The following is a 23,019-nucleotide window of genomic DNA, read 5'->3' as shown; positions in this document are numbered from 1 at the left end:
TTTCGTAAAACAAAAGTTTGTAAGTGTAATTGTCTCTACCTAGGAGGATTGTGTAGGATGAATATCTGTTTCTGATATGGTTTATTGATTAAGATTCCTGTTTCAAATACTTATATAAGCATAAAATTTTTAAACGATGGATTTATTATTGAACACTCTACAAGTTAATCAATCTGTTTTTCTATTTCAGTTAAATCTTTGTATCTAATTAATATCTTATCATTTTCCTTTTTAAGCAGAATCTGATCGTATGGTAATCCTCCGTGAGCGTATAGTATTCTTCTGGTAAAATGCCCTTTTTTACCTTCATCTTCTTCAGATTTCTCTTTTTTACTTTCCTTAATTTTTGCGTATTCTTTCCAATCGTCTTCTATCCTATTTTTGGATCTTTCAATTTCACTAATTTCTTGCGTAACTATAGTTTTTGTTATTTCATCACAGTATTTTTCTACTAGATTTTTTAAATCCTCTAATGAACTAAAATTGAAGATAGAAGCGACTTTGAATAATGCGTGAGCCTCAGCAGTTTCAACTTTAACATTTCCCTTATATTTGAAAGAGTCCCATGTCACGTTTGTTATTTCGTCTTCTAAAGCTTTTAGAATATTGTTAACGTCGAGAATTCTAGCGCCCTTTTCAGTTTGCGTATTCGTTTGTTCAAGTTTTTGCTTAACGTATAAAAATAATCCACCATCTAAAGCCAAAGCTAGCCTGTGAACGTCTTTATGAGAGAATAAAGAGGAATTGCATGAGCATATTTTATCAGGCTTATATCTATTTTCTTCCTTATTTAGTATTAAAAATGTGATGTACTTTAATCCTGCTAATGGATTAATTTTGACACTGTTTGTTTCGTGAACTTCTAAAGGTTTTGTAGATTCATAAGGGTCAGAATTGTAAACGACGAATTTTACTTCTGTTCTTTTCAAAACAGAATAGACTGAAATAGCTAGCATTATAGCGTCTTTTGCTAATAAAGACATGTAATTTATTCCATGAGTAGAATCTAGAAAAACTTCTTTTGGATTTTCCTTTTGAAGTTCCTCTAAAGTTTTTAAATAAACGTAAGAAAAATAAAATCCTAAATCTCCTTTAAACTTTCCCATAACGTTAGGTGCTACTATAATCTCATCAAAACCATCTATCTTACCCTTAACGTAATCTTTAACATCGTTTACGCAATCGTTAAAGTTACTCCCATTCTCGCAAAGAGAAATCCCAGCAAAAATAACCTTTTTCCCTTGAAAGACGGAGAAGCTAGTCTTACTTTTTACTATTTTTTCATTAAATGAATATTCAGTATCTTTATATTTCCCTGGATCTCCAATTACGGCAAATACTAAACTCATATAATATACTCACGAGAAGCATACTTAAAAATTTCGTTAGTAATAGGTAGAGTTCTAGTGTGTGTAATCTGAATACTTTACGTTGGTTTTACGAGAGGTTCTGATTTAGAGAAAAATCTTAATTTTCAAATACTTCACAAACTATGGTGGAATTTATACGTTTTTGTCCTCTAGTTGTAGTAAGATTTTTCCTAGTTCTGTTATTTTGCATTGTTTTAAGTTTCCTATTTTTTGGCATTCTACTAGTTTGTTTTCTTCTAATGAATCCATTTGTTTTGATATGGTTGATATGGATTTGTTTAATGATTTTGCTATGTCTTTTAAGCTTTTTTGGTTTTCTATCACTTTAAGTATTTTTATTTCTTCATCTTTTAATTTTTCTGGAATTGTTAGTGGTAGTTCTCCGATTAGGCTCATGTCTTCTGTGTAAAGTATTACTTTCACGTTTTTGTTTAAGCTTTTTGCTACTAGTCCGTAGTAGTATAGTGATAGTGCGAATAGTCTCATTCCGCCTAATATGTAAATTTCCATTTCGTTGTATTTTTTTAGTGTTTCTGCTATTTGTAGTACTACGTTTAGAAATGATTTGGAGATATCTAAAGCTTTAATTTCGTAATTTAATCCAGCTTTGGAGAGGTAGTCTTTTGCGTAGTTTATTGTATCTTCTGCTCTTTTTCTGCTTAAAGGGTCTTCTCCAAATGAGGTAAAGATTATTATTTTTTCTACGTCAGAGGTTCCTCTGGTGGAAATTATTCTAACTAGGTACTCGACAGTAAAGCCCAAAGATAATACTAAAACTTTCATACTTTTTACATAAGCCTGCAAATATATAAGTCTTTTTCCACATTAACGTGAAAATGTTAACGATTAGTAAAAGGGTGTGAAAAAGCTTTTAAACTAATATTGAGAGAATATCGTATGGAAAAAGATAACATGATAGAGCAAGAAAATGAGATTATTCCTATGATAAAATATGTTAATGATCGCGATCAAATTTTAAGAACTAAGGATCCTTCTAATGGGCTTAATGTATTTGGAAAAATAGGGTAAGTTAAAATGAATATAAACAAGATCGGTGAAAAAATTCGTTTTATTAGTTATGATGAATGGATTAAACGAATGAATGAAACTACTACAGAAAAAAAGAATGAAACTCCTGCTATAGAAAATACTTTATCTTCTTTAAATTTTGAGGATGGAGTTAGAGAGGCTAAGTCTCCTCAATCTCACGTTTTTCATGCTGTTTCAGTTGGTACTTTATCCATGGATATATGCAAGAGCATTTATGATGTTGATCCTTCTGCTTTTGCTCCGTTAGAAAAAGCTTATAATAAGGATTTTAAGGAATTATGTTTTTATGTAGGTTTTCTTTATGCGTGGAATAAATTGGAGAATAAGGAGGATAGGGTAAGGGAAATTGCTAGAGCTTTGAAATTTGACGATAATCAAGCTTTGCATTTTCTATCGTTATTTGCTAAAGGAACTTTGCCGGACAATGTTCATTTGCCTATCTGGGTTTCTGTTAAATTGGCTGATATGTTAATGAGTGATATAAGGAGTGCTAATGATATAGTGAAATATAAGGAGTCTTATACTGACGCTATAAGAGCTTTGAATTCTTATGGTTTGGATTTGAAATATATTTCTTCTACTCCTAGATTATTTACTTTATTAGCTTCTGATGAGATAATTAAGTTGAGTAATGGTGTTCCTTTAATTTCTTATCCTGATGGTTTTGTTTATTTAACTAAAAAAGAGTCTCCTCCAATATCTCTTCTTTCTATATATAATACTTTGGAAAAGTTGATGGAAGGAAAGGAAGAGGGGATTGGTGAAGTAAAGGATAAAATAGAAGAATGCTTAAAAAAAGAGTCTTTCGAGAAGCTGAATGATCCTAATTCTAGGAAGTCAGCCTTATACAAAGAAGGAAAACCTAAGCAAGTTAATGCTTTTCTACCTTCTAAGTTATGTTCTTACTTTGAAGATCAAGTTGGCCTTTTACCGCCTGAACTGAAAGTTAAAGTTGCTGAGGAGATTATTGAAAAGTATAAGAATGATATACCTTATGGTGTTTTAATGTATTTTATGGAGAAGTTCTCTTCTTCGGATAAGGATTACGTCAGGGAACGGCTAGGGATTAAAGAAAAGTTTCCACGTTACATGGAGGAGATTGATGATCCTATTCCTTTGTTGGAGAAAGTTAAGAGTATTATAAGGGAAAAGTATTCTTCAGCTAAGACTACGGATTTGACTTTGCTTTCTTTTGTTAAGAAGTCTTTTTCTGGTTATGTTCAAGATGATTTGCCAGAAGTTAGGGAAAAGCCTTATGATTATTGTGTGGTTTGTGGTGCTTCTATTTACGATAAGGAGCCAGTTCGTTTTAAGCAGTTTGCTGAATTGCTTTCTGGAAAGACTGAGATTTTCATTCCTAGGGAAACTGCATTGGATGAGATTGATAGGATAAGGGATGATTTGCACATATGTAAAATATGTAATTATGAAGCGTCACAGTTGAAAAATAAGATACAGCCTCCTTATTTTATTGTGTCGTTTTATCCTGGTATTCCGGTTTCTTTACTTAAAATCTTGGATTTTAACCCTGCTAAAATAGCTGATGTGACTAGAAAGATTACATCAAATTCAAGTTATTTGGATGTTATGCGTTCATGTGGTGGAGATTTTAACGAATCAAGTAATAAGAAGAGTATAGTTGATTGCTTATCGTCAAAAGTGATAATAAAGGCTTCTGATGTTGCTCCTAAATTGAAGATAATTACTAGGTTGGATAAGACTACTTTTAATAAGATTTTGCCTTATGCTCCTTTAATTTCTATATCTTACTTATCTGCTCCAGTAAAGGTTTCTTCTATCATACTAGATATTCCAGAGGAAAGTAGGAGTATTGACTTTTCTTCAGAATTTAATTATACTTGGACTAAATTGGAGAATAGAGAAAAAGAGGAGAATATTAATTACAAGACTTTGCTTCTCCTTTTATCTTATTATGAAAAGATTGGAGTATGCGAAAGAGATGATAATTGTATAAACGAAATGGCTAGCGAGATGGATTTGTTTGGTTCTGTAGATCCTTCTTTGTCTGTGTTAGCTTTTGGCATAGGAACTAATTTGGAAGAAGATAACAAGTTTTTCAGTTATATATCTCCTCGTTCATATTTTTTAAATTTTACTCTAGGTAAGGTATCTAAAATGGGAGAAACGTTAAAAAATAGTTTGTATTCAATAGCAGCAAATCTAAAAGAAATGAATAGACAAGCTAAATCAAAGGATGATGTAATAGGATTTCTAAGGGATGGCATTGATATGTTTTTCAAAACGTCTCCCATTAACTTATCAAAAGAGGATAGAATAGGAATTGCTATCGGTGCGTCTTTCTCTACCTTGGAACATAAATTGTCTGAAAAAGTGTTCACTGATGATAAAAAGAAGACCATGTATTATAAGTTAAATGATGTTTTCTCTGTTTTATATGATATAGAAAAGCAGAGCGATAGGTCTCTGGCTATATCAATTTCAAACGCAATAATAAATTGGTTGTATATCTTATATAAAACAATAGATGATAAAAATGAGCTTAAATGAAAAAATTGAAAAAATATTAGGAATAGAAAAGGAAAAAATATCTCCATTTTTTGCTGACTTATCAGATGTTAAAAAAGAAAACGCAGTACCAAGAGGAAGAGTAATTAACGTATTTGTAACGATACAGGCAGAAGGAGAATTAATAATAAGGCATGAAGGAGGAGAGGATATAACATTAGCTACTATAGGAGATAAGAAATATCCTATAATACTTCACGAAAAATTGGCTTCGAGCGTAAGAAGGAAAATGTTAGAATTACTGAGAAGAGACTATGCAGACCATAAAGAGGAAATAAACAAAATAAGAGGTAAAAATGACGATTGGGATTGCTCTTTAAGACCGTTCTCCTCCACGAACAAAGAAGAAAGAATGGGAGGGTTATGTGGAGAATGTCCTAATTGTATGGAATTTGGTTTTGCGGTAAAGGAAGGATCATTTAACTTAAAGAGTAGGATAGAAGGAGACTTACACATAGCTACGGAACCTGAACAAAAAAGCGTAGTAGTCAGAACTTTTAATGTGGTAGATGAAGTAACTAAAACAACGTTCGTACAAGGAGAAAGAACTGGAGGATTGTTCAGATTATCTTTAGTTAGAGAAGGTACAATATTCGTAGGAAAAGTAGTAATGAAAGACGTAAGTCCAGCAGAGTTCTTACTGTCACTTTACTCATTAGCATCTACTAGCAGAATAGGTGCAGTAACTAGCGATTTCGGAAAAATATCTGTACACATACCGGCAATAATATTTTCATCATTTGAAGTTTCCTCAGGATATGACTTGCATAGAAGAGCAGAAATAGAAGGATTAAACAATTTAGACGAAATAAATAAAAGGATTAACTCCTACTTGGACAGATTTAAGAAAAATCACGTACTAGTAACTTCTGAGGATATTGCCGAGGAAGTATTAGATGAGTTAACTGTGAATGGCACAATATCTCACGACGTTGTAAAAGAAGCCTGGATAAATGGAGTGAACTTCAGAAAAGCAATAGAATTATTCGTTAGGGAGAAAAAATGAAAATATATGAAGCTGAGCTTACTTTAGAAGGATTTCTTATTTTTTCTACAGAGGTAAAACCTATGATAACTTCTTATTCGTCGATGGGTTCTTACATAACTCCATCACCTTACATTCACAATTATCCTGTAATGTACGGACTGCTAGGAATGCCTTCAGAGGCTTACTTCGTAATTCCCTCTTTACATAAGGCTGATTACGAATTAAAAGGTAAAAAATCTGGGGGAAACTCTCTTCTTCGGTATACTACGGTGAAAAGAGAAATAGAAAAATTTGCTAAAAAAGAGGAGCAATCACTATACTCTTTTCCGCTAGTTCCTAAAAAAATTATAGTTAATTCATTTTTACTATCATCAGAATCGTGGAGTTATGCATTACCAACCAGAAAACCTACAAAAAACGTTTTCCCTAGATTAACTAGTTACTCAGCTTTTTCGCCAGGTTCAAGGTTTATGACTTACATAGTAACTTCAGACGATTATCCTAAGTCAAAATTACCTAGGTGGATAAGAATAGGAAAGAAAAGATGGGGGATTCTGCAAATTTACTATAATGAGGTGGAAATAAAAGACATAAAGGAAAGTACAGAGGAATGTGCTAGCTCAATACCAGTAAATGATATAGATACTGAAAAATTTGGATATGAGATAAAAAATTTTGCAAAGGTTCTTGAAACTTCCTCGCTAAAAGAGGGAAAAATAGGTTGGGCAATAACTGACAAATGCTTAAAAATAAAAGGAGAAATTGAAAACAAACGCGTTAGTATAACTCTTCCATTGTAATCCAACTAATTGAGACTGTTTGAAGAAGTCATGAAAATTAATTGGAAAAACATACCTAAAGTTAACATTAAACTAAAACCGTCAGTAGGCGATTACTTCAGATTCCCTAAAGACTAGGCGGAACTAAAAGAATTAGAAGGGTCTTACTTAATCTTAATTAAAAATCATGCTTTGAACCAAGAGAGTGGGAAGATGAAAGAAGAATGACTGACCTCGTCTGACTTACGAATCAGCATTACCAGTGTACATTGATAAAGGGAAAAGGTTTATAATATTAGTATTATCATTTAAACGTAAAATTTCTACTAGATATTTGACGGATACGAGAAAATAGAACGACGTTAAAATTTGGTATAAGCTTTATTAGGGAGGAAGTATATAATAATATAATGTGATAGATGGAATAGAGATGAAAAATCCTAAATTACACGTCATTATAGTGCCACAAGAAAAAGTAAGATCATTTGAAATTGCTCCTTCATTACAGATAGGAAATTACTTAGTATTCATATTTACGGCAAATTTTGCAGTTAAAACATCTCAAGGATATATAGAATCTACAATAGTTCCCTTAAGTATTATAATAAGAAAAGTGATAAATACGTCCTTAAGATGTGAGGTTTATCCTATCCAGTTGGAGAAATCAGTATTCTCAGATATCATTTATTTCGTTTCTAACCAGAAATTGGAAAAAATAATGCCGAAGAAAGACCCATTCAAGTTCATGAAATACATGTAAATTTTTTATTTAATACTTAAAAAATTATTTTCAGTATCTCCAATTATCTAATGTAGTGTGCATGCAATGGAATTAACGAGAATTTGAAAACTAGACGATTCTATGAATAATTCTAATAAAGAGAATAATCTTGATTTTCAGATGGTCCACAATCTATTAGAAATGAGATAATATTTTTATGAAATATGAGCTTTCTTTGTGTATCTGAAAATTGAGGCAATTCTCTAGATCAGACAATCGTAGAATAAGCGTTAAGTATTTAAATGGTATACACGCTACAAAAAAGAAGATTATATTCTATTCAATGGAATTAACTAGAATAAAAAATGCAGATATCATTCTATATAAGCTTAATTTTCCATAATACACAATAAAATACGTTGGTCCTAATAAAAAGTTTTTAATTTAACAGCCGAATAACGCGTAATAACGCGTAGGAGAATTAAAAGATTTTAATATTACAAAAATCTATATTTTTTATAATTTATCTTAACTTATAGATAAATTTTTGTTGAATTCTTCCATAATTATTTTTGAAGAAAAATGAAGTTCAACCTCACACCACAAAACACTTTAATGATAATGAGATTAAGTATAGCGATAGCAGGATTAGCATTAGCAGCATTAGGAATAGCACACGTACTAGTACACGCAGGAGTATCTGATTTTGATGGAGCTGGAGATTGAATAAAAAGTTTTTAGTCTTATTTAAGGTATGTTTTTAATTATAAGTTACTCTTTTTTAGTGTGCAGTTACTTTCTCAGAAGAACAAACTTTCTACACTCCTCTATTACATTCAGAGGTTTGGAGATTTAAACCCAAAAATTTTGGGATTATTATCTGGAATAAAGGATGCTGAAGAATTAATCAGCTATCTGAGGAATAATTACGAGTACAGGACTTTTCCTTTCTTCAATGAGAAAGCTTTGGGATTGGATAAGTACATTTTTACTATTTATTCTCGAAGGAAATTTGATTTGTTGAAATTGTATGAAATGTTTGATGGAATGATTGGTTTCGCTTTGAGAGATGTTTTCAATCCTTCCTCAATTAATTTGATGATTTATTCAAATAGTTTAAGTTTTTTCAAGATTTTTGATTATTTGCTTGATAATGATTTTATTTATCATTATGAGTACTTAGGAAAAGTAAAAAGCAGATTAATTTATCCTTTAGATTATTCAATGTTCAATTTTGAAACGAAAGAATTTGAGGGAATTTCTCCTAGGGAAAGAGAACCATTTCAGAATGTTGATTTGACGGATGATTTTAAGCCAGATTATTATGACGTAAGAATAATAGGAAAGAAACAAGAAAGAACATACTCAAATTTGAAAGATCTTTCATCTCTTCTTGGATTTTCATTCAAGGATGTACTGTATCATTATCAAAAGCATATTGCAGGAAAAGGATTAATATCATCATACACTACATTTGTTGTAAGACCGCATTATAGACTTCAAGTAATTTTTAGTAAGGAGAATACGTTAAGGTATTTGACTAGAATTCCTACCTTATACTATGTTCATATTCTAGATAATTATTATGTTGCTCACATCTTAGGTTGGAATAGTCAATTATTTAAGTACGTTGACTTCATTAAGGACGCGGAATATGAATTTAATGATAAGATCTCTATAACTGTTCATCCAGCCAATGATAAGTATCGAATTGCTGCTTCTATTCCTTATGAGCATTTTACTGAAGATGGGAAGTGGGATTTTAATGTTGAAAGAATGATTTTGAAAGCTGAAAGGGTTATTGAAAGTATTAATTATCAAAGATAGCTCGTGTTTTTCTGTTAAGTTTACTTAAAATTCTGCTTAGTGAGCTAGATATTTCAGTTACAGTTATTTCAATTTCTATTTTAAATTTAAATAAACTTTATCTAAATTTCATTTATAATTTTTCTTTATTACTATTTTTACGTAATGTATAGACTAACCGTATGAAGACGTAATAAAAAAAGACAAAATTTAAGGAAAGAAAATAAAAAGAGTAAAAAATAATACGTAATAGTCAGTTTAATGTTTAAGTATTTAAGTCTTAACTAAGGAGAAGAGGCGTTAAGTCTGAGTATGCTCTAAAAAATTTTTAACATTTTTTGAAAATAGGCTTTATTTCAATTTGCGTTTAGTGTCAAACGTTAAGTTTAGTTGACTTAACGGAGAGTTGATTTTATAAATAGGCAAAACAACATTAATTTTGACAAACAAAACGATCAGTAATGACGAAAAGAAACTAAAATGACTACACAGGAAAACTAGTAAAAGCAATCCTAAGTAATAACGAAAAGAAACTAAAATAATTCGTTAAAATCTCCACCACATGAACGCAAAACGTAATTACAAAAAGAAACTAAAAACGAGTGTATTGGATTGAAGTCATGAAAATCGACAAATAATAGAGTTAAATTGTAGTTCATGAAATCTTCTATATATCTTACAATAAACGCTAATTAAATACTATGTCAGTAGTGATTTTCATGAACTAACTTTTTGTGCATATAGTTTCTTTATGTTTAATTTTTGCGTATTAACTAATTTTCACATTATAACAGTCTCAATTATATCTAGCTTTAATAAATAAGCGATTTCTTGTAGTAAATCGTAACAAAGGAGAAAGTATGTCAGAAAGACCTATTAGATTAATGGTATCTCAACTTCTTATATGATTAATATGTGGAACTGCAATAGCATTGTTAAATGGATAATTTTAATTTTGGAAGACTATCCTTTCAATTAAACAATGTAAGCCCCTAGACTTAGCCAGATTTGCTTCACTACTTATAGTGTGTATTCATTTGAATACTTAACGCTTATTTTACGACTGTCTGATTAAGAGAAGAACCTCAATTTTCAGATAATCCACAAACTACACTAATTAGAGAAGAAATTAGGTAAAATCTCAGATCCCTTTTCAATATCCTATCATTCCTCCACCTAATCCTACTATTCCTCCTTCTGCTAAACCTTTTATTGTTGCTATGGGTTTATGAACAATAAAGACAAAACGGTGATGCTACAGTAAAACTGAATTCAGCAACTCAAGCTTTATTTTCAGCAAAAAAGATGGGACTAAATATTCTTCTAAAATTATTAATTGGAGACACTGAAGTTATTTTAACGTTTTCAGATCCATTAGATTTAAGCCCAGAAGCTACTTACAATATCGTGATTTCAGCAGAAGCATCAAGCAATAAAATAGAGATATAGTACCTAGCAGATTCAGTTTTATAGATAAGGAAAATTTTTAATAGTTCATAGAGTATTTGAAAATCTAGGTTTTTCTCAGACCATAGTAGAATCAACGTAAAGTATTCAAATAGTACAGAAACTAAAATTTTTAAAATAATTTTTAAACAGTTAGGGTCGATATACTGCTTTGGCTGTAATATTAACAATGTTTCCTCCAACATTAATGGTAAGGGATATATATTGTGTTCCAGGCATTAAGCTATATAAATTGTTGAAATGTAATGTGACATTATTATTACCTGGAACCAACGTTGCAGGGTTTATAGATGTTGAAATTAGATTATATCCTTGTATCACTGCAGAAATTATAATGGCCTGGGTTTGAGAATAAAGGGTTATATAAGCGTTGCCATTACTTGTAATTGTACCTTCTCCTATTTGATATAGTAGATACTGAGGTTGGTTATAATATTGATGCTGGTAATTTATTAGTGGAGAATAAGGAACTGGAATTATTCCTTTTGTAATATTATATGATATACCACCTAAACCTGTGTAGACCAATATATATCCTATTATTATTAATATAAAGGATATTATGCTTAAAGCTAGAGTTAAAAAGGAAGCGAATGATAATAAAAATCCCACTAAAACTAATATTCCTCCAACTTCTACTATTCCTTTTCTATAAGTATCCCCAACTTGATAGGTACCAATGGAAATCATGATTATGCCTATAAAACCTAAAATAGCTGCAACTACAGCTAATCCTGTACCTGCAAATAGACCTAAAAATACACCAGCCGATGCATCACTGTACGATGAAGTGGAAATTAAAGAAATAGATGTTATTACTATTATGATGAGACTAATAACTAACAGTAATAAACTTACTAAGTAAAGAGTAGCCCCAGTCTCACCTGTTCCTACTGGTCTGCCAAGATTTCTCAGTATGGAAAACCCTTTTCTCATAGAAATTACTCCTAGAATCTGGAAGATTGGGGAAAGAATGAATAAAACTGATGCTATAATTAGAACTGTAGTAGCTGATGCTAGAGTATTCGAAAGGGCAGTTGAATTTCCAGACGAGGTACTAATCGTGGACAATGAGAAGGCTGGGATGCTAATAAGAATAACAGCTACTGATATTATAGGGAATAGCATAGAGAGTATTTCGAATAGTGTTCCTGTTCTTAATTTCTTTATTCCATTTAATTCACTATCATATGACATTTAATATCATATAGTCTTTTCTTTTTTCTAAGTTAAAAGCATTTCGCTTTTTGTATTAGTTTATTAATGTGTGTAGTATTTCATTTTAACGCTTATTCAGCAGGGATTTCTACTATAGAGAATAGCATTAATTTCCGGGAACTCCACAAACTGCTAGTTTATTGGCTATGTATCTTCTCAGGAATCCTCTGAAAATGGGAAAACGTTAATTATCGTGATCACAAATTTTTGATGTTATGTTTTAGTGTGTATCCTAATGCTTTAAGTTGATTTTACGAGACGTCCTGATTTAGAGAAAAACCTTAATTTTCAGATATTCCACAATCTAGTTATGTTTTTTTAAGATTATGTTAGCGTGTAGATTGGTTAACGCTTATTAACGGCTGTCTGTTCAAGAGTATTGCCTTAATTTTCGGATTCACACACTAAGTTATATGTATCTCTTTTTTATGAAAAGTTTAGCTTTGTACTTTTAATATTATGTCTTGTTTTTCTTCATATATTTTTGCTGTTCCTTCTTTTTGTATTTCGTAGAATACTCTTTTCATTAATATTTGGGATGAGTTTGTTTTTTCTATGGCTTTGCTTAATGTTATGTATCCATCTAGGAGTAGGTAGTGTTTTACTTCTTCTTTTAGTTTTTGTATTTTTTCATTTTCTAGTTGTGGTTCGAATAAGTCTATGTAATCTTTTATTTTTTCGTCCATTTTGTTGTAAATAATTTCTCCTGTTAGTAGGTTTACTAGACACATGGTAACGTAATATGAGGTGAAGTTTCTGTAGAAATCGTCTGAGTTAACGTATTTTGTTAGTTCTTCGGAAAAGCCTGTGGGAGAGGCTATTCCTATTACGTATAGTACTTTTCCTTTTCTTGCTTCTTCTATTGCTTGGTCTAAATAAGGTAGTATGTCTGATAATCCTATTGTTTTATTATCGTAGAATGTTTTTGTAAAGTTTTCTAAGTGACTGAGGAATTTTGCTTTTACTATTACTTCTAGGTCTTCTCTTAGTATTCTGTTTTTTCTCATTATGCATGTTATTTCTGTATTGTGAGGGTATTTTGGTATGTCTTGTGGTGGGATTAAAAGTTTTGCTGTTTCTTCTGATTTATACACTGTACTAGGTTTTTTCATTTCGAATTCTTCTTTTCTTATTGGGTCAAAGTATTTTCTTGGCTGGTTTATTTTTGTTTCGAATCTTCCTATGAAGTTTACTTCCATTATTCTTGCTTCGTCGAATTTTATTGCTATAGAAGATGATGAAGCGTTCTTTATGTCTTCAATTTTTTCTTGTAGTGCATTTTTTTCTAATTGCATTTGAGATAATGCATTCTGTAATTGTGCTATTTTATTTTCTAGGTCTTTGTTGGTATCTTCGTATCTTTTTATTTCTGCTTCTATTACTGCTTTTGTTTGGTTTTTAGCTGAGTTTAACATTTCTAGTAAATTATTCTTTTCTTGTTCTAATTTTCTTTTTTCATCTAATAGTTGTCTCAAATTATTTTGAAGTGATGAGATTACGGCATTTATTTTTGATTGTAAGTCTTGTCCTTTTGCTCCGTAAGATGATAGATATTGATCCAATTTTTCTCTTTCTTCTCTTAATTCTTCAATTTGTCTTTCTAATTCGGCATTTTTCTGTTCTGCTATTCTTCTTGTGTTTTCTTCTATTTTTATTCTTTCCATTTCTGCTTCGTATTCTTTTCTTATTACGTCTTCGTATTCTGAGAATAGTTCTTTTGGTGCTCCTGGATCTTTGTTGAAGTACTCAATTATTCCTTTTTTTATTTTTTCGAATCTGAGTAAGTATTCGTGTCTTAGGGCTGTTGCTAATGTTTGTCTTACTTTTTTTCCTTCTGGATCTATCATTTTTTCGAATTCGTACATTTGTTCTTCGTACCATTTTTTGACTATGTCGTAGATTTTTCCTTTTTTGTTAAATAAAGCGGTAGCTATTTCTTCGGGAGTTACGTAGTCTAGATTTATAAATTGGTTTAGTTTTGAAAATGCTTCGTATTCGTCTTGGGTAAAGTCTTTTGCTATTCCTTGGTCTTTTAATGTGTAGGATATTCTTAATAAGGCTATGTCAAAGTATCCTAGTCTGTTGGCTTTTTCGTTGAATGTTAGATTTTTTGTGCAAGTCTGTTCGTATTCTCTTCTATTCTGTTTTAGTTGATTGTACTTAAGTATTCTTTCTTCTATTGGCATTGATTCTATTTCTATTAAGTCTTTTCTTGAAAATTCTACAACATCTTGAAATGTTTCATCGCAGTTTTGCGTTTTAGTCACCTTATTTCTTCAAAGATTTTTATTTCTTTTTCTATTTCTTCTTCAATTTTATTTACAGCTTCTTTTGTTCCTTCATATGAGAGAATTATTTGTGTTTTGTTTGTATCTCCTTTCAAGGCAACGAATGTTCTTACTATTCCTTTTCTTGTATAGATGTCGTAAATGTCAGCTTCTTCTGTTTTTCCTAGGTAAATTCCCTTATTTTTTGCAATTATAAAGTTTAAAAATGTTTTTGTATCATGTAAGCTTTTATTTAGGAGGTAAGTTTTAGTTTCTTGAATGGTTTGTGGTTTGACTTCTAATTCTTCTGCTTTATAAGATTTTATTAATTCTGGAGGAAATTTTGATGATATTTCGTTGAAGATCTCTTTGTAGGTTGTTTCGTCGTCTATTTTAAGTAAGTATCCGTCTAGTTTGCTTACTTTGTTATTCCATTTATTTATTATATAGTCTAATCTTTTTCTTTCGTTATCGTTCCTGTAGTAAACTTGAAGAAAGTACATTAGTTATTAGTTGTTTTGCTCATTTATTTATTTTTCCTTTTTTGAACTAAGCGAATATATTCTTTTTTGCCTATTCTTCTTTTTCTCCAAAACGGAGAAAAGTATAAATAGTTGGATGAGTATAGTTTTCTAGAGGATTATGGGAATATTTGACGTATTCAAAAAGGATGGAGCTAAGAATGTATTAAAGAACGTTAAGTTAGATGAAATAAAGAAAGAGATTACTTACTTAGAATTACAACAGAAGAAATTGGAAGCACAGAGAGACGAATTGGAGAAAGAGGCAACAAAATTATTTCAAGATTCTATAGGAAAATCAGAGTCAACGAAAAGGCTTAATGCTACTAAAATTAAGAATATAAAGGATAGGATTGCTGATATCGAGAAGGATTTAAAGGAAGTTAACTTAAGATTGGGAGTTCTATATAAAATTGAAAGATTAAAGGAAAAGGCTGAAAAAACGTATAATTCAAAAGTGTGGGATCAGCTAATAAATAACGTAAGTGAGGAAACGTTAGAAAAATGGTTATCAGATCAAAAAGTATCTGATGAGGAAATTTTGAACAAATTGAGAGGAATATATAATGCTCAATCTCCAGAAGTAGAAGGAGAAGAATTGTCTTCTGATGAAAAAGAGATTTTAGAGGCAATGAATGCTGTAGAAAAAGGAGAGAAGAAACCAGAGGACGCAACGAAGGAAGTTACTACAAAGAAGGAAGAAGAAAATTAAGTGTTTTTTATGTCTTTAGATTTTTTGTATTTAAATGAAATAAAAAATTTAGAAAAACAAGCAGAAAATTATGAGGATTCTGGAGATATTGAAAACGCTAGGAAAACGTATGAAAAAATTGCTATTCTTTATGAGAAGGCGTCAAGCGCAGCTAAATCGCCTAGTAGTAAAGAACTTTACGCTAAAAAAGCTGAGGAATATAGGAGAAAAGCTAAGCCTAAAAAAGTAGTTACAGAAGGTGGAGAAGAAACTGATTACGAAAGTATTGCAGAATCAATGATGGAGAAGACTGATTTAACATGGGATGATATTGTTGGTTTAGATAACGTAAAGGATCTCTTAAAAAGAGCTGTAATTATGGCTAGAGCTAAGCCAGATAAGCCAGTAAAATTAGATCCTCCTCGTTCTGTTCTGCTTTTTGGTCCTCCTGGAACAGGAAAGACTCTTTTAGCTTCTGCGGCTTCAAATTCCATTCACGCTACCTTTTTTAATGCTGATATATCAAAAATTTTATCTAAGTACGTTGGCGATGCTCCTAAGACTATTGATGCTCTGTTTTCCTTGGCCAGAGAAAAGGCTCCTTCTCTTATATTTTTTGATGAGATTGATTCTATGACTATTAGTAGGGAAGAAGGTCAAAACGTTGGGACTGGTTTGCTTCAAAAGTTGCTTATTGAAATGGATGGTTTTAAGAAATCTTCTGACTTAGTTATGATTATTGCTGGAACTAATAGACCATGGGCTTTGGATGAAGCGATTGTAAATAGGTTTGATTATAGAGTGTACGTTCCTCCTCCAGATTTTGAAGGAAGGAAAGGAATATTTAAACTAGAGTTAGAGAAGAGGGGTTTTGAAATTGAAGGTAATTATGATGAGTTAGCTGAAAAGACTGAAGGATATACTGGAAGAGAAATTTCTCATATTTGTAGGAAGGCGGTGATGTTAATGATTAGGAGATTGAATCCTCAAGTTGACGATAATGTAAAAGAGATTAAAATAGGAAAAATAAAAAGGGAGGAGCTCTTTCAAGCTATTGAAGAGACTAAGCCTTCTGTCTCAAAGGAAATGATTAAAAAGTATGAAGAATGGAATGAGGGGCATGGTTCGTCATGAGTGAAATAATTAGTTTAATAAATGAAAAGCTTGGAATTCCAGGTAACATAGTTTCTGCTGTATCTTCAGTAATGAGTTTGCCTTTACTTCCTACTGTTGCTACTTCGTTAACTTTCTTTTCTATTTTTGCATCTCTTTACGTTTACTGGTATAAGCATAAGTCTATTGACTCGATAAAGATTGAGGATTTAGAAGAAGAGGAGAACAAAGTTATACTGGACAACGAAGAAAAGGAGAGGAAACTAAATTCGTTGTACGAGAGAAGAAAAATGTTGCAAGAAGAGGTAAAAAAGAACGAAGGAATAATTAAAAGTAAGTATGAAAAGGAATTGCAGAATGTGGAAAATGAGATAAAAATCTTAGAAGGTGAGTATGAGGAAAATTTGGATAGGATAGCTTTTATCAAGTCTTTAAAGCAATTAATTAAGCATAAAAAGTATCTTAAAGAGAAGGGAATATGGAATAAATTGGATGAATTAAATAAGAAGATTGAGAAAAGTTATAAGGATATTGACATGGCTGTTATTAAGCATGAGGAGATAAGAAAATTCCTTTCGTCTTTTAATGTGGAAGCAAATTTAGTTAATGAGAAATAAGAAGAAAAAAAAACGAAGGAAGAAGTGCTTATTGTGAACTACTCCGCCCTTACGACGAAGCATCCCCACCTCGCGATGAGGATTTCCTGCTTCTCTGGGGAAACTTGCTATACGCAAACGTACAGTAGAGGTTTTCCCTCCACAGGCAATCAGGCAGTCTCATCCCTCATCAGCCAGCTCTTTCAGCCAAGCATGACTGAATAAAAAATAATTACTTATGACTTATAATTTTTCTATAAGGGGGCTATTCATCCCCAACTTCTGATGAGACTTCCGCCCCCTTAACCCCCAGTAATGTTAAAAAGCTATCAAGTTTTCTAATTTTGAAAAATAATGCTATCAGTTAAAATTTTAATTAAAAATATAAAGAGTCATTTTCTCATTATGTTTTGACTCAAAGTAAACTTTAAAATATAGACTACTCAACAGAAATATAATGACTAAGTATTGTCCAAAATGTGGGGCTCCAAATCCGGATGACGCAAGGTTCTGCATGAAATGTGGATTTGATTTTAGTACACTACAGCAAACACAACCAGCTAATCAGCCAGTCCAATTCAATCAGCCATTTAATCAGCCAATGCCATCTAACCAACCTCCAACAATTAATGTTCAGAAATTTAATGAGATATCTCCTAAGTTATTGTTACCTGGTGGATTATTATATTCAATAGCTATAATATTAATATCTATAGGGTTCATATTATCCTTTTCAATATCTTTAATTAAAATAGGTGGTAAATCCGCAGCAGTAGGCGGCGTATCTTTAGGAGACTACATAATCTACTTGCTTATTGGATTATTTTTACTAATGAGTAGCATTAAAAGGAGTATATCTGGAGGTGTTATTTTCATATTATCTATACTAGGATTCCTATACATGATATTATTGGGTGTTTTCAATTTCATAGAGGGTTCTTCAGCTATAGGAGCAGGAGTTGAAGCTGTAATTGCTGCTGTTTTCCTTTTAGTATCAATGTTCTTATTCAGATCTAATTCACTATATACTTCATATACTGGAATTACTTTTGGATTAGTTGCAGGAATACTGTACTTTATATCGATTTCTTCAACTTATGGTGGAGCAAATAGATTTGCAGGATTATTATCGGCAAATTCATACTATTATCTAGGTTTTGTGTCAATGATACTATTTGTAATAACATTATACATTAAACCATTTAGTAGATATCAAATAATATCGATTATTAACAAACTTTTGCTAAATATAACATCACTACTATTTAGTATAGGTGTTCTAGTGCTGGGTGCTGTTGTAATATCTTCTGGAGTACCATCTACTACAGGATTGCCAGGATACGTAGCTGGAGGAGCGTATACTTTATTTGCAGCAGGAGCAATAGATATACCAGCAGGAATTTTATTGCTAGTAACTTCAATATTTATATTATTAACTACAATAGTAGAATTAGGAAGAAAAATAACTAAGCCTTATTCTCCGGCAGGACAATAAAAAAGTTAACAATTTTTTTCTTTGTTTTTCAATTACGTTTATTTTGATTACTTAATGCTTATTCTACGGATCTATTTGAGAGAATAGCTTTATTCAGATATAGTTAACATGTTTAGCATTTACTTCTATAAAAATCAGAAAAACCTTATGATTGAAAGGATGAAGTTAAACAGTGTCATATATTAGTAATATTATTTAAAAAATTAAAAAAATTACTTAATTATTGCTCTTCCTACTGGTGGTTTTGTTCCTAGGCTTTCTGCTACTACTGTTGCTAATCCTGTGTACCATGCTGCTATTGCTGTTAGTATTCCTACGTATCCTCCGGCATGAGTTAGTGTAGTGTTGCTTGTCATTGCTCCTGCTCCTAGTAGGAAGAATGTTATCCATAGTAGTAGGAATGTTGTGAATAGTCCTATGTTTGTTTTTAGTGTTCCGAACCACATTGCTAGTGTGAATATTCCGAATGCTATTAGTGTTATTCCTACTCCTATGCTTGTTATTGGTATTATTCCTAGTGATGATATGAAGTACCATTCCCAGAATGCTCCATATGTGAAGAATGCTACTAGTCCGAATGTGTTTCCTGCTCTCCATTCTAGTATTGATGCTAGTAGTTGTGCTAATCCTCCGTAGAATGCTGCTAATCCTATTACTGTTCCTGCTCCGGAAGTTATTATTCCTGCGTTGTATAAGCTTAAAACTAGTGTTGTTAGTGCGAATCCTGATAATCCGAGGGGTGCTGCATTAGCCCTCTTCTCTTCTGTCATATTAAAATTTGTTCGGTTTCTAATTTTTAAAACTTTCTATAATCTCTAAACATTAGAAATGTTTATTATTATCATTATAAAATATTTTATTATGTCTGTTACGTGGGCTCTTCCTTTTGAAACAAAAATAAAACCTAAGTTAAATAACTTAGTTGATGAAGAAACTTATGAAAAAATTCATGAAACTACTGTAAAGGACTACGTTAGATTTTGGGAAGGTGTTGCATCACAGCTTTATTGGTATAAGAAATGGGATAAAGCGATAGACGATTCTAATCCTCCTTTCTATAAGTGGTTTGTTGGTGGAGAATTGAATGCTTCCTATTTAACAGTTGATAGGCATTATAATTCTTGGAAAAGAAATAAGGTTGCAATAATTTGGGAAGGAGAAGATGGAACAACGAAAGAGTTAAGTTATGCTGACTTATATTTTGAAGTTAATAGAGTAGCTTATATGCTAAGGGAAAAGATGAAGTTAAGAAAAGGAGATGCTATAGCAATATACTTACCTATGATTCCTGAATTGCCCATTTTTATGTTAGCAGCGGCTAGGTTAGGTGTAGTATTTACTGTCATATTTTCTGGTTTTAGTTCTGATGCATTAGCTTCTAGGATAAATGACTCTGAAGCTAAAGTTGTGATAACTGCGGATGGTGGTTATAGGAGAGGTAAAATAATTGACTTGAAAGGAATCACGGATAAAGCTGTGGAGAAATCACCCACTGTGAAAAACGTTATAGTAGTTAGAAGAACTGGAAGTCAAGTAAATATGAAAGAAGGTAGGGATTATTATTTTGATGATTTGATTCGCGATATTCCTCAAACTTACGTTGAACCAGAAAGAATGAAGTCTGAAGATCCTCTTTACATTCTTTATACGTCAGGAACTACTGGTAAACCAAAAGGTATTGTGCACGATACTGGCGGGTATTTAACTTTACTTCATGGGACAATGAATTGGGTTTTCGATATTAGGGATGAGGATGTATACTGGTGTACTGCTGACATAGGTTGGGTTACTGGGCATTCTTACATTGTTTTTGGTCCTTTATTAGAAGGTGCTACAGAGGTAATGTATGAAGGTGCTTTAGATTATCCTCAGCCTGACAGGTGGGCTTCAATAATAGAAAAATATAAAGTATCTGTCCTTTACACTTCTCCTACTGCAATAAGGAGTTTCATGAAATATGGGGAAGAATGGGTAAAGAAGCATGATACATCATCAGTTAGAGTAATGCATTCAGTTGGAGAACCTATTAATCCTGAAGCTTTTGAATGGTTTTACAAGAACGTAGGAAATGGTGAAATTCCTTTTGGTTCTACATGGTGGATGACTGAGACTGGTGGAATTATGATTTCTAATCTACCAGGATATTTGATGATTCCTATGAAGCCTGGAAGCAATGGAATGCCAATACCTGGAGTTGAAGCTGACGTGGTAGATGATAATGGGAATGAGAAGGCAAGAGGTGAAAGAGGATATTTAGTTTTGAAGAATCCATGGCCAGGAATGCCTTTGACAATTTATAAGGATCCGCAGAGGTATGTTCAAGTTTATTGGAGTAAGTTCCCTGGAATGTTCTACGCCGGAGATTACGCTGTAAAGGATGAAGATGGATACTTCTGGATTTTAGGAAGGGCGGATGAAGTCATAAAAGTTTCTGGTCATAGGCTAGGAACTTATGAGTTGGAATCTGCTTTAATTGAACATCCCGCTGTGGCTGAGGCAGCGGTGATAGGAGTAAGCGATCCGGTAAAAGGAGAAGTTCCTATTGCTTTTGTGATTTTGAGGCAAGGAAATTCTCCAAGTGAAGAGTTAAAGAAAGAGATAATAAATACTGTAAGAGAGAAAGTAGGTCCAATAGCTTCAGTCAATGAAGTATATTTTGTAGGAAAATTACCTAAAACCAGGTCAGGGAAAATAATGAGGAGGGTAATAAGAGCTGTAGCTACTAATAGTGAAGTTGGGGATGTATCTACTTTAGAAGATGAAGCTTCAGTAGAAGAGATAAGAGAAGCATTAGAAGAGTTCAGTAAAGAATTCAAGAAAAGCTAAATAAAAGAAGAAGAAAGACTTTTTTGTGTGTTTTTTGCTTTTTTCTCTCCTCCTTTATTTTATTATTCTTCTTCGTCTTTTCTTTTTTCCTCCCTTTTTAATTTCTCTCAAGTATTCTAACTCTTTATTTTTCTAAGATAAAAGTGCGTACTTGAAAACTAGACGATAATTCTATACCATATAAAGAGAACCTTATTCTCAGCTACTCCATAAACTAATATAAAAATACCTTTTTTAAATTAAATCTTAGTAATTGAGAAAACGATTATTAAAATAATTGCGTTGTATAGTAAAAGGTTTTCATTTTTTTACTCTAAATTTCTAAAAATTTTTAATTTTACATAAGTATTTCAACTCATAATATGAAAGTTTTAAATGAAGAGATGACAAACTCCACGCTTATAGAGTTCAATATAGATTATTTATTTCTTCCTTTAATATATACTTTGCTATAGAAAGATTCACACTTCGTTTGTTTACTCTTACAAAGAAATTTATCTTTATTAATTAAAGATATTTTCAAAAATAAACCGAATAATTAGTGTACCGTTGAGTACTTTACGCTTATTAATGACTGTCTGATTAAAGAAAGCCAAATTTTTCGGATACACAAAAACTATCAAATAATTACATTTATTTCAAATAGCATGTTCTCGTGCGCGGGTTTTTCCCACGCATGGCTTTACTAAAATTTTTTATATTGCGGAAAAAAGAAAAGGTCATGCCATTTAATTTCTCCAGAACGAGCATACCAGAAGTAATTTTAATCGAAGCTAAACAATTTTCAGATAATAGAGGTTATTTCGAAGAAATATATAAAGAAAGCGATTTCCACGAATACATACCATGCCATTTTGTCCAATTCAATCATTCCTATTCTAAAAAAGGAGTAATCAGAGGACTTCATTTCCAATTAATGCCAGTTCCTCAAGGAAAACTAGTTACCGTAACTTCAGGAAAAATCTTCGACGTAGCAGTAGATTTGAGAAAAGGATCACCAACGTATAAAAAATGGGTGCACGCAGAACTAACTCCAGGAAAACTCTTTTGGATTCCATCAGGTTTCGCTCATGGTTTTCTAGCTTTAGAGGACTCTCACGTAATCTATTTCGTAACTAGAGAATTTTCTAAAGACCATGATTCAGGAATAGCGTGGAATGATCCGGAAATAAACGTCAAATGGCCTACTACCGAAGTTATAATATCAGAAAAAGATGGTAAATTACCGCTGTTAAGAAATTCAAAAGCAAACTTCGAATACGGAATGGATATATGTTAGGTTATGGGAGAGTAGGTCCGTATATTATCACATACATTACCTACTCTCTCACAAATGTTATTTTCTTAGTTTAATTTACTCTTAAGTTTTAATTTGTGTTATTTTCATTAAAACAAAATAAGGATATAGTTGAATCAAAACTCATGTATTTTTAGTTTGTGATCTGGAAATTGAGGTTTTTCTCTAAATCAGACAGTCGTAAAATAAGCGTTAAGTATTCAACGGTACACACTAATGTATTTTTCATAAATTTTAGAAAGTACCCAAAGAGTTTTGATTATCTTA

At 31.7% G+C, this 23,019-nt stretch carries 20 protein-coding genes; 14 read left to right on the top strand and 6 right to left on the bottom strand.

The features are described 5' to 3' along the window. Positions 1-164: 164 nt before the first annotated feature. Together csx1 and csa3 are read right to left on the bottom strand one after the other, a co-directional pair. Entirely contained in the window at positions 165-1,349 is a 1,185-nt protein-coding gene (gene csx1 / locus B6F84_RS13775; RefSeq protein ID WP_148692775.1) for a CRISPR-associated CARF protein Csx1, read from the bottom strand. Between the two features lie 153 nt (positions 1,350-1,502). After that, on the bottom strand, positions 1,503-2,153 hold the full coding sequence (csa3, locus tag B6F84_RS13770; RefSeq protein WP_148692774.1) for a CRISPR-associated CARF protein Csa3: 651 nt from the start codon (positions 2,151-2,153) through the stop codon (positions 1,503-1,505). A 114-nt stretch (positions 2,154-2,267) separates the two neighbouring features. Between csa3 and B6F84_RS14205 the strand changes: the two genes are divergently transcribed. From B6F84_RS14205 to B6F84_RS13970, 8 genes are all read left to right on the top strand, one after another. Further along, positions 2,268-2,399, top strand: coding sequence for a hypothetical protein (locus tag B6F84_RS14205; protein WP_257788606.1), 132 nt, complete (start codon positions 2,268-2,270; stop codon positions 2,397-2,399). 6 nt (positions 2,400-2,405) lie between these two features. Next, a complete protein-coding gene (locus B6F84_RS13765; RefSeq protein WP_148692773.1) occupies positions 2,406-4,949 on the top strand; it encodes a CRISPR-associated protein in 2,544 nt (847 codons plus the stop codon). Continuing rightward, complete coding sequence (gene cas7d / locus B6F84_RS13760; RefSeq protein WP_148692772.1) at positions 4,936-5,973, top strand: type I-D CRISPR-associated protein Cas7/Csc2; 1,038 nt, start codon at positions 4,936-4,938, stop codon at positions 5,971-5,973. Before B6F84_RS13765 ends, cas7d begins: the two co-directional genes overlap by 14 nt. Then, a complete protein-coding gene (locus B6F84_RS13755) occupies positions 5,970-6,755 on the top strand; it encodes a type I-D CRISPR-associated protein Csc1 (protein ID WP_148692771.1) in 786 nt (261 codons plus the stop codon). The genes cas7d and B6F84_RS13755 overlap by 4 nt, the downstream gene beginning before the upstream one ends. A 391-nt stretch (positions 6,756-7,146) precedes the next feature. Further along, positions 7,147-7,494, top strand: a complete 348-nt coding sequence (locus B6F84_RS13750) for a hypothetical protein (protein WP_148692770.1) — start codon at positions 7,147-7,149, stop codon at positions 7,492-7,494. 543 nt (positions 7,495-8,037) lie between these two features. Further along, positions 8,038-8,181 (top strand): hypothetical protein, encoded by a 144-nt coding sequence (locus B6F84_RS13975; RefSeq protein WP_187152714.1) that lies wholly within the window; start codon positions 8,038-8,040, stop codon positions 8,179-8,181. Between the two features lie 60 nt (positions 8,182-8,241). Continuing rightward, positions 8,242-9,282: an AsnC family protein gene (locus B6F84_RS13745; protein WP_148692769.1), complete on the top strand. Its 1,041-nt coding sequence runs from the start codon at positions 8,242-8,244 to the stop codon at positions 9,280-9,282. A gap of 1,284 nt (positions 9,283-10,566) precedes the next feature. After that, positions 10,567-10,710, top strand: a complete 144-nt coding sequence (locus tag B6F84_RS13970; RefSeq protein ID WP_187152713.1) for a hypothetical protein — start codon at positions 10,567-10,569, stop codon at positions 10,708-10,710. Positions 10,711-10,860: 150 nt separating this feature from the next. Here the strand turns inward: B6F84_RS13970 and B6F84_RS13740 are convergent, their stop codons facing one another. From B6F84_RS13740 to B6F84_RS13730, 3 genes are all read right to left on the bottom strand, one after another. Next, the gene (locus tag B6F84_RS13740) at positions 10,861-11,856 is read right to left on the bottom strand and encodes a DUF973 family protein (RefSeq protein ID WP_236749130.1); all 996 of its coding nucleotides are present in this window, start codon (positions 11,854-11,856) and stop codon (positions 10,861-10,863) included. Between the two features lie 527 nt (positions 11,857-12,383). Continuing rightward, on the bottom strand, positions 12,384-14,213 hold the full coding sequence (locus tag B6F84_RS13735) for an AAA family ATPase (RefSeq protein ID WP_148692767.1): 1,830 nt from the start codon (positions 14,211-14,213) through the stop codon (positions 12,384-12,386). Then, the gene (locus tag B6F84_RS13730) at positions 14,210-14,716 is read right to left on the bottom strand and encodes a hypothetical protein (protein ID WP_148692766.1); all 507 of its coding nucleotides are present in this window, start codon (positions 14,714-14,716) and stop codon (positions 14,210-14,212) included. Before B6F84_RS13730 ends, B6F84_RS13735 begins: the two co-directional genes overlap by 4 nt. A 139-nt stretch (positions 14,717-14,855) precedes the next feature. Here B6F84_RS13730 and B6F84_RS13725 point away from each other — a divergent pair, with 139 nt between their 5' ends. From B6F84_RS13725 to B6F84_RS13710, 4 genes are all read left to right on the top strand, one after another. Continuing rightward, a complete protein-coding gene (locus B6F84_RS13725) occupies positions 14,856-15,446 on the top strand; it encodes a hypothetical protein (RefSeq protein WP_148692765.1) in 591 nt (196 codons plus the stop codon). A 9-nt stretch (positions 15,447-15,455) separates the two neighbouring features. Continuing rightward, the gene (locus B6F84_RS13720; RefSeq protein WP_148692940.1) at positions 15,456-16,559 is read left to right on the top strand and encodes an ATP-binding protein; all 1,104 of its coding nucleotides are present in this window, start codon (positions 15,456-15,458) and stop codon (positions 16,557-16,559) included. Then, positions 16,556-17,155 carry a hypothetical protein gene (locus B6F84_RS13715; protein ID WP_148692764.1) on the top strand — a complete coding sequence of 200 codons (600 nt, stop codon included), beginning with the start codon at positions 16,556-16,558 and terminating at the stop codon, positions 17,153-17,155. The genes B6F84_RS13720 and B6F84_RS13715 overlap by 4 nt, the downstream gene beginning before the upstream one ends. 436 nt (positions 17,156-17,591) lie before the next feature. Then, entirely contained in the window at positions 17,592-18,629 is a 1,038-nt protein-coding gene (locus tag B6F84_RS13710; protein WP_148692763.1) for a zinc-ribbon domain-containing protein, read from the top strand. Between the two features lie 212 nt (positions 18,630-18,841). Here B6F84_RS13710 and B6F84_RS13705 read toward each other — a convergent pair whose 3' ends face one another. Beyond that, positions 18,842-19,399 carry an acetate uptake transporter gene (locus B6F84_RS13705; RefSeq protein WP_148692762.1) on the bottom strand — a complete coding sequence of 186 codons (558 nt, stop codon included), beginning with the start codon at positions 19,397-19,399 and terminating at the stop codon, positions 18,842-18,844. Positions 19,400-19,490: 91 nt separating this feature from the next. On the opposite strand from B6F84_RS13705, the gene acs reads away from it, so the two are divergent. Next, complete coding sequence (gene acs / locus B6F84_RS13700; RefSeq protein WP_148692761.1) at positions 19,491-21,455, top strand: acetate--CoA ligase; 1,965 nt, start codon at positions 19,491-19,493, stop codon at positions 21,453-21,455. Positions 21,456-22,176: 721 nt separating this feature from the next. After that, entirely contained in the window at positions 22,177-22,734 is a 558-nt protein-coding gene (gene rfbC / locus B6F84_RS13695; protein ID WP_148692760.1) for a dTDP-4-dehydrorhamnose 3,5-epimerase, read from the top strand. Positions 22,735-23,019: the final 285 nt, after the last annotated feature.

The sequence above is a fragment of the Acidianus manzaensis genome (genome assembly GCF_002116695.1).
Taxonomy (GTDB): Archaea; Thermoproteota; Thermoprotei_A; order Sulfolobales; family Sulfolobaceae; genus Acidianus; species Acidianus manzaensis.
This window is presented reverse-complemented; position numbering and strand designations above follow the sequence as displayed.

Excerpts from the sequence above, each read along its gene's own strand:
- csx1 (WP_148692775.1), bottom strand. The coding sequence starts at position 1,349 with ATGAGTTTAGTATTTGCCGTAATTGGAGATCCAGGGAAATATAAAGAT.
- csa3 (WP_148692774.1), bottom strand. The coding sequence starts at position 2,153 with ATGAAAGTTTTAGTATTATCTTTGGGCTTTACTGTCGAGTACCTAGTT.
- B6F84_RS14205 (WP_257788606.1), top strand. The coding sequence starts at position 2,268 with ATGGAAAAAGATAACATGATAGAGCAAGAAAATGAGATTATTCCTATG.
- B6F84_RS13765 (WP_148692773.1), top strand. The coding sequence starts at position 2,406 with ATGAATATAAACAAGATCGGTGAAAAAATTCGTTTTATTAGTTATGAT.
- cas7d (WP_148692772.1), top strand. The coding sequence starts at position 4,936 with ATGAGCTTAAATGAAAAAATTGAAAAAATATTAGGAATAGAAAAGGAA.
- B6F84_RS13755 (WP_148692771.1), top strand. The coding sequence starts at position 5,970 with ATGAAAATATATGAAGCTGAGCTTACTTTAGAAGGATTTCTTATTTTT.
- B6F84_RS13975 (WP_187152714.1), top strand. The coding sequence starts at position 8,038 with ATGAAGTTCAACCTCACACCACAAAACACTTTAATGATAATGAGATTA.
- B6F84_RS13970 (WP_187152713.1), top strand. The coding sequence starts at position 10,567 with ATGGGACTAAATATTCTTCTAAAATTATTAATTGGAGACACTGAAGTT.
- B6F84_RS13740 (WP_236749130.1), bottom strand. The coding sequence starts at position 11,856 with ATGCTATTCCCTATAATATCAGTAGCTGTTATTCTTATTAGCATCCCA.
- B6F84_RS13730 (WP_148692766.1), bottom strand. The coding sequence starts at position 14,716 with ATGTACTTTCTTCAAGTTTACTACAGGAACGATAACGAAAGAAAAAGA.
- B6F84_RS13725 (WP_148692765.1), top strand. The coding sequence starts at position 14,856 with ATGGGAATATTTGACGTATTCAAAAAGGATGGAGCTAAGAATGTATTA.
- B6F84_RS13720 (WP_148692940.1), top strand. The coding sequence starts at position 15,456 with ATGTCTTTAGATTTTTTGTATTTAAATGAAATAAAAAATTTAGAAAAA.
- B6F84_RS13715 (WP_148692764.1), top strand. The coding sequence starts at position 16,556 with ATGAGTGAAATAATTAGTTTAATAAATGAAAAGCTTGGAATTCCAGGT.
- B6F84_RS13710 (WP_148692763.1), top strand. The coding sequence starts at position 17,592 with ATGACTAAGTATTGTCCAAAATGTGGGGCTCCAAATCCGGATGACGCA.
- B6F84_RS13705 (WP_148692762.1), bottom strand. The coding sequence starts at position 19,399 with ATGACAGAAGAGAAGAGGGCTAATGCAGCACCCCTCGGATTATCAGGA.
- acs (WP_148692761.1), top strand. The coding sequence starts at position 19,491 with ATGTCTGTTACGTGGGCTCTTCCTTTTGAAACAAAAATAAAACCTAAG.
- rfbC (WP_148692760.1), top strand. The coding sequence starts at position 22,177 with ATGCCATTTAATTTCTCCAGAACGAGCATACCAGAAGTAATTTTAATC.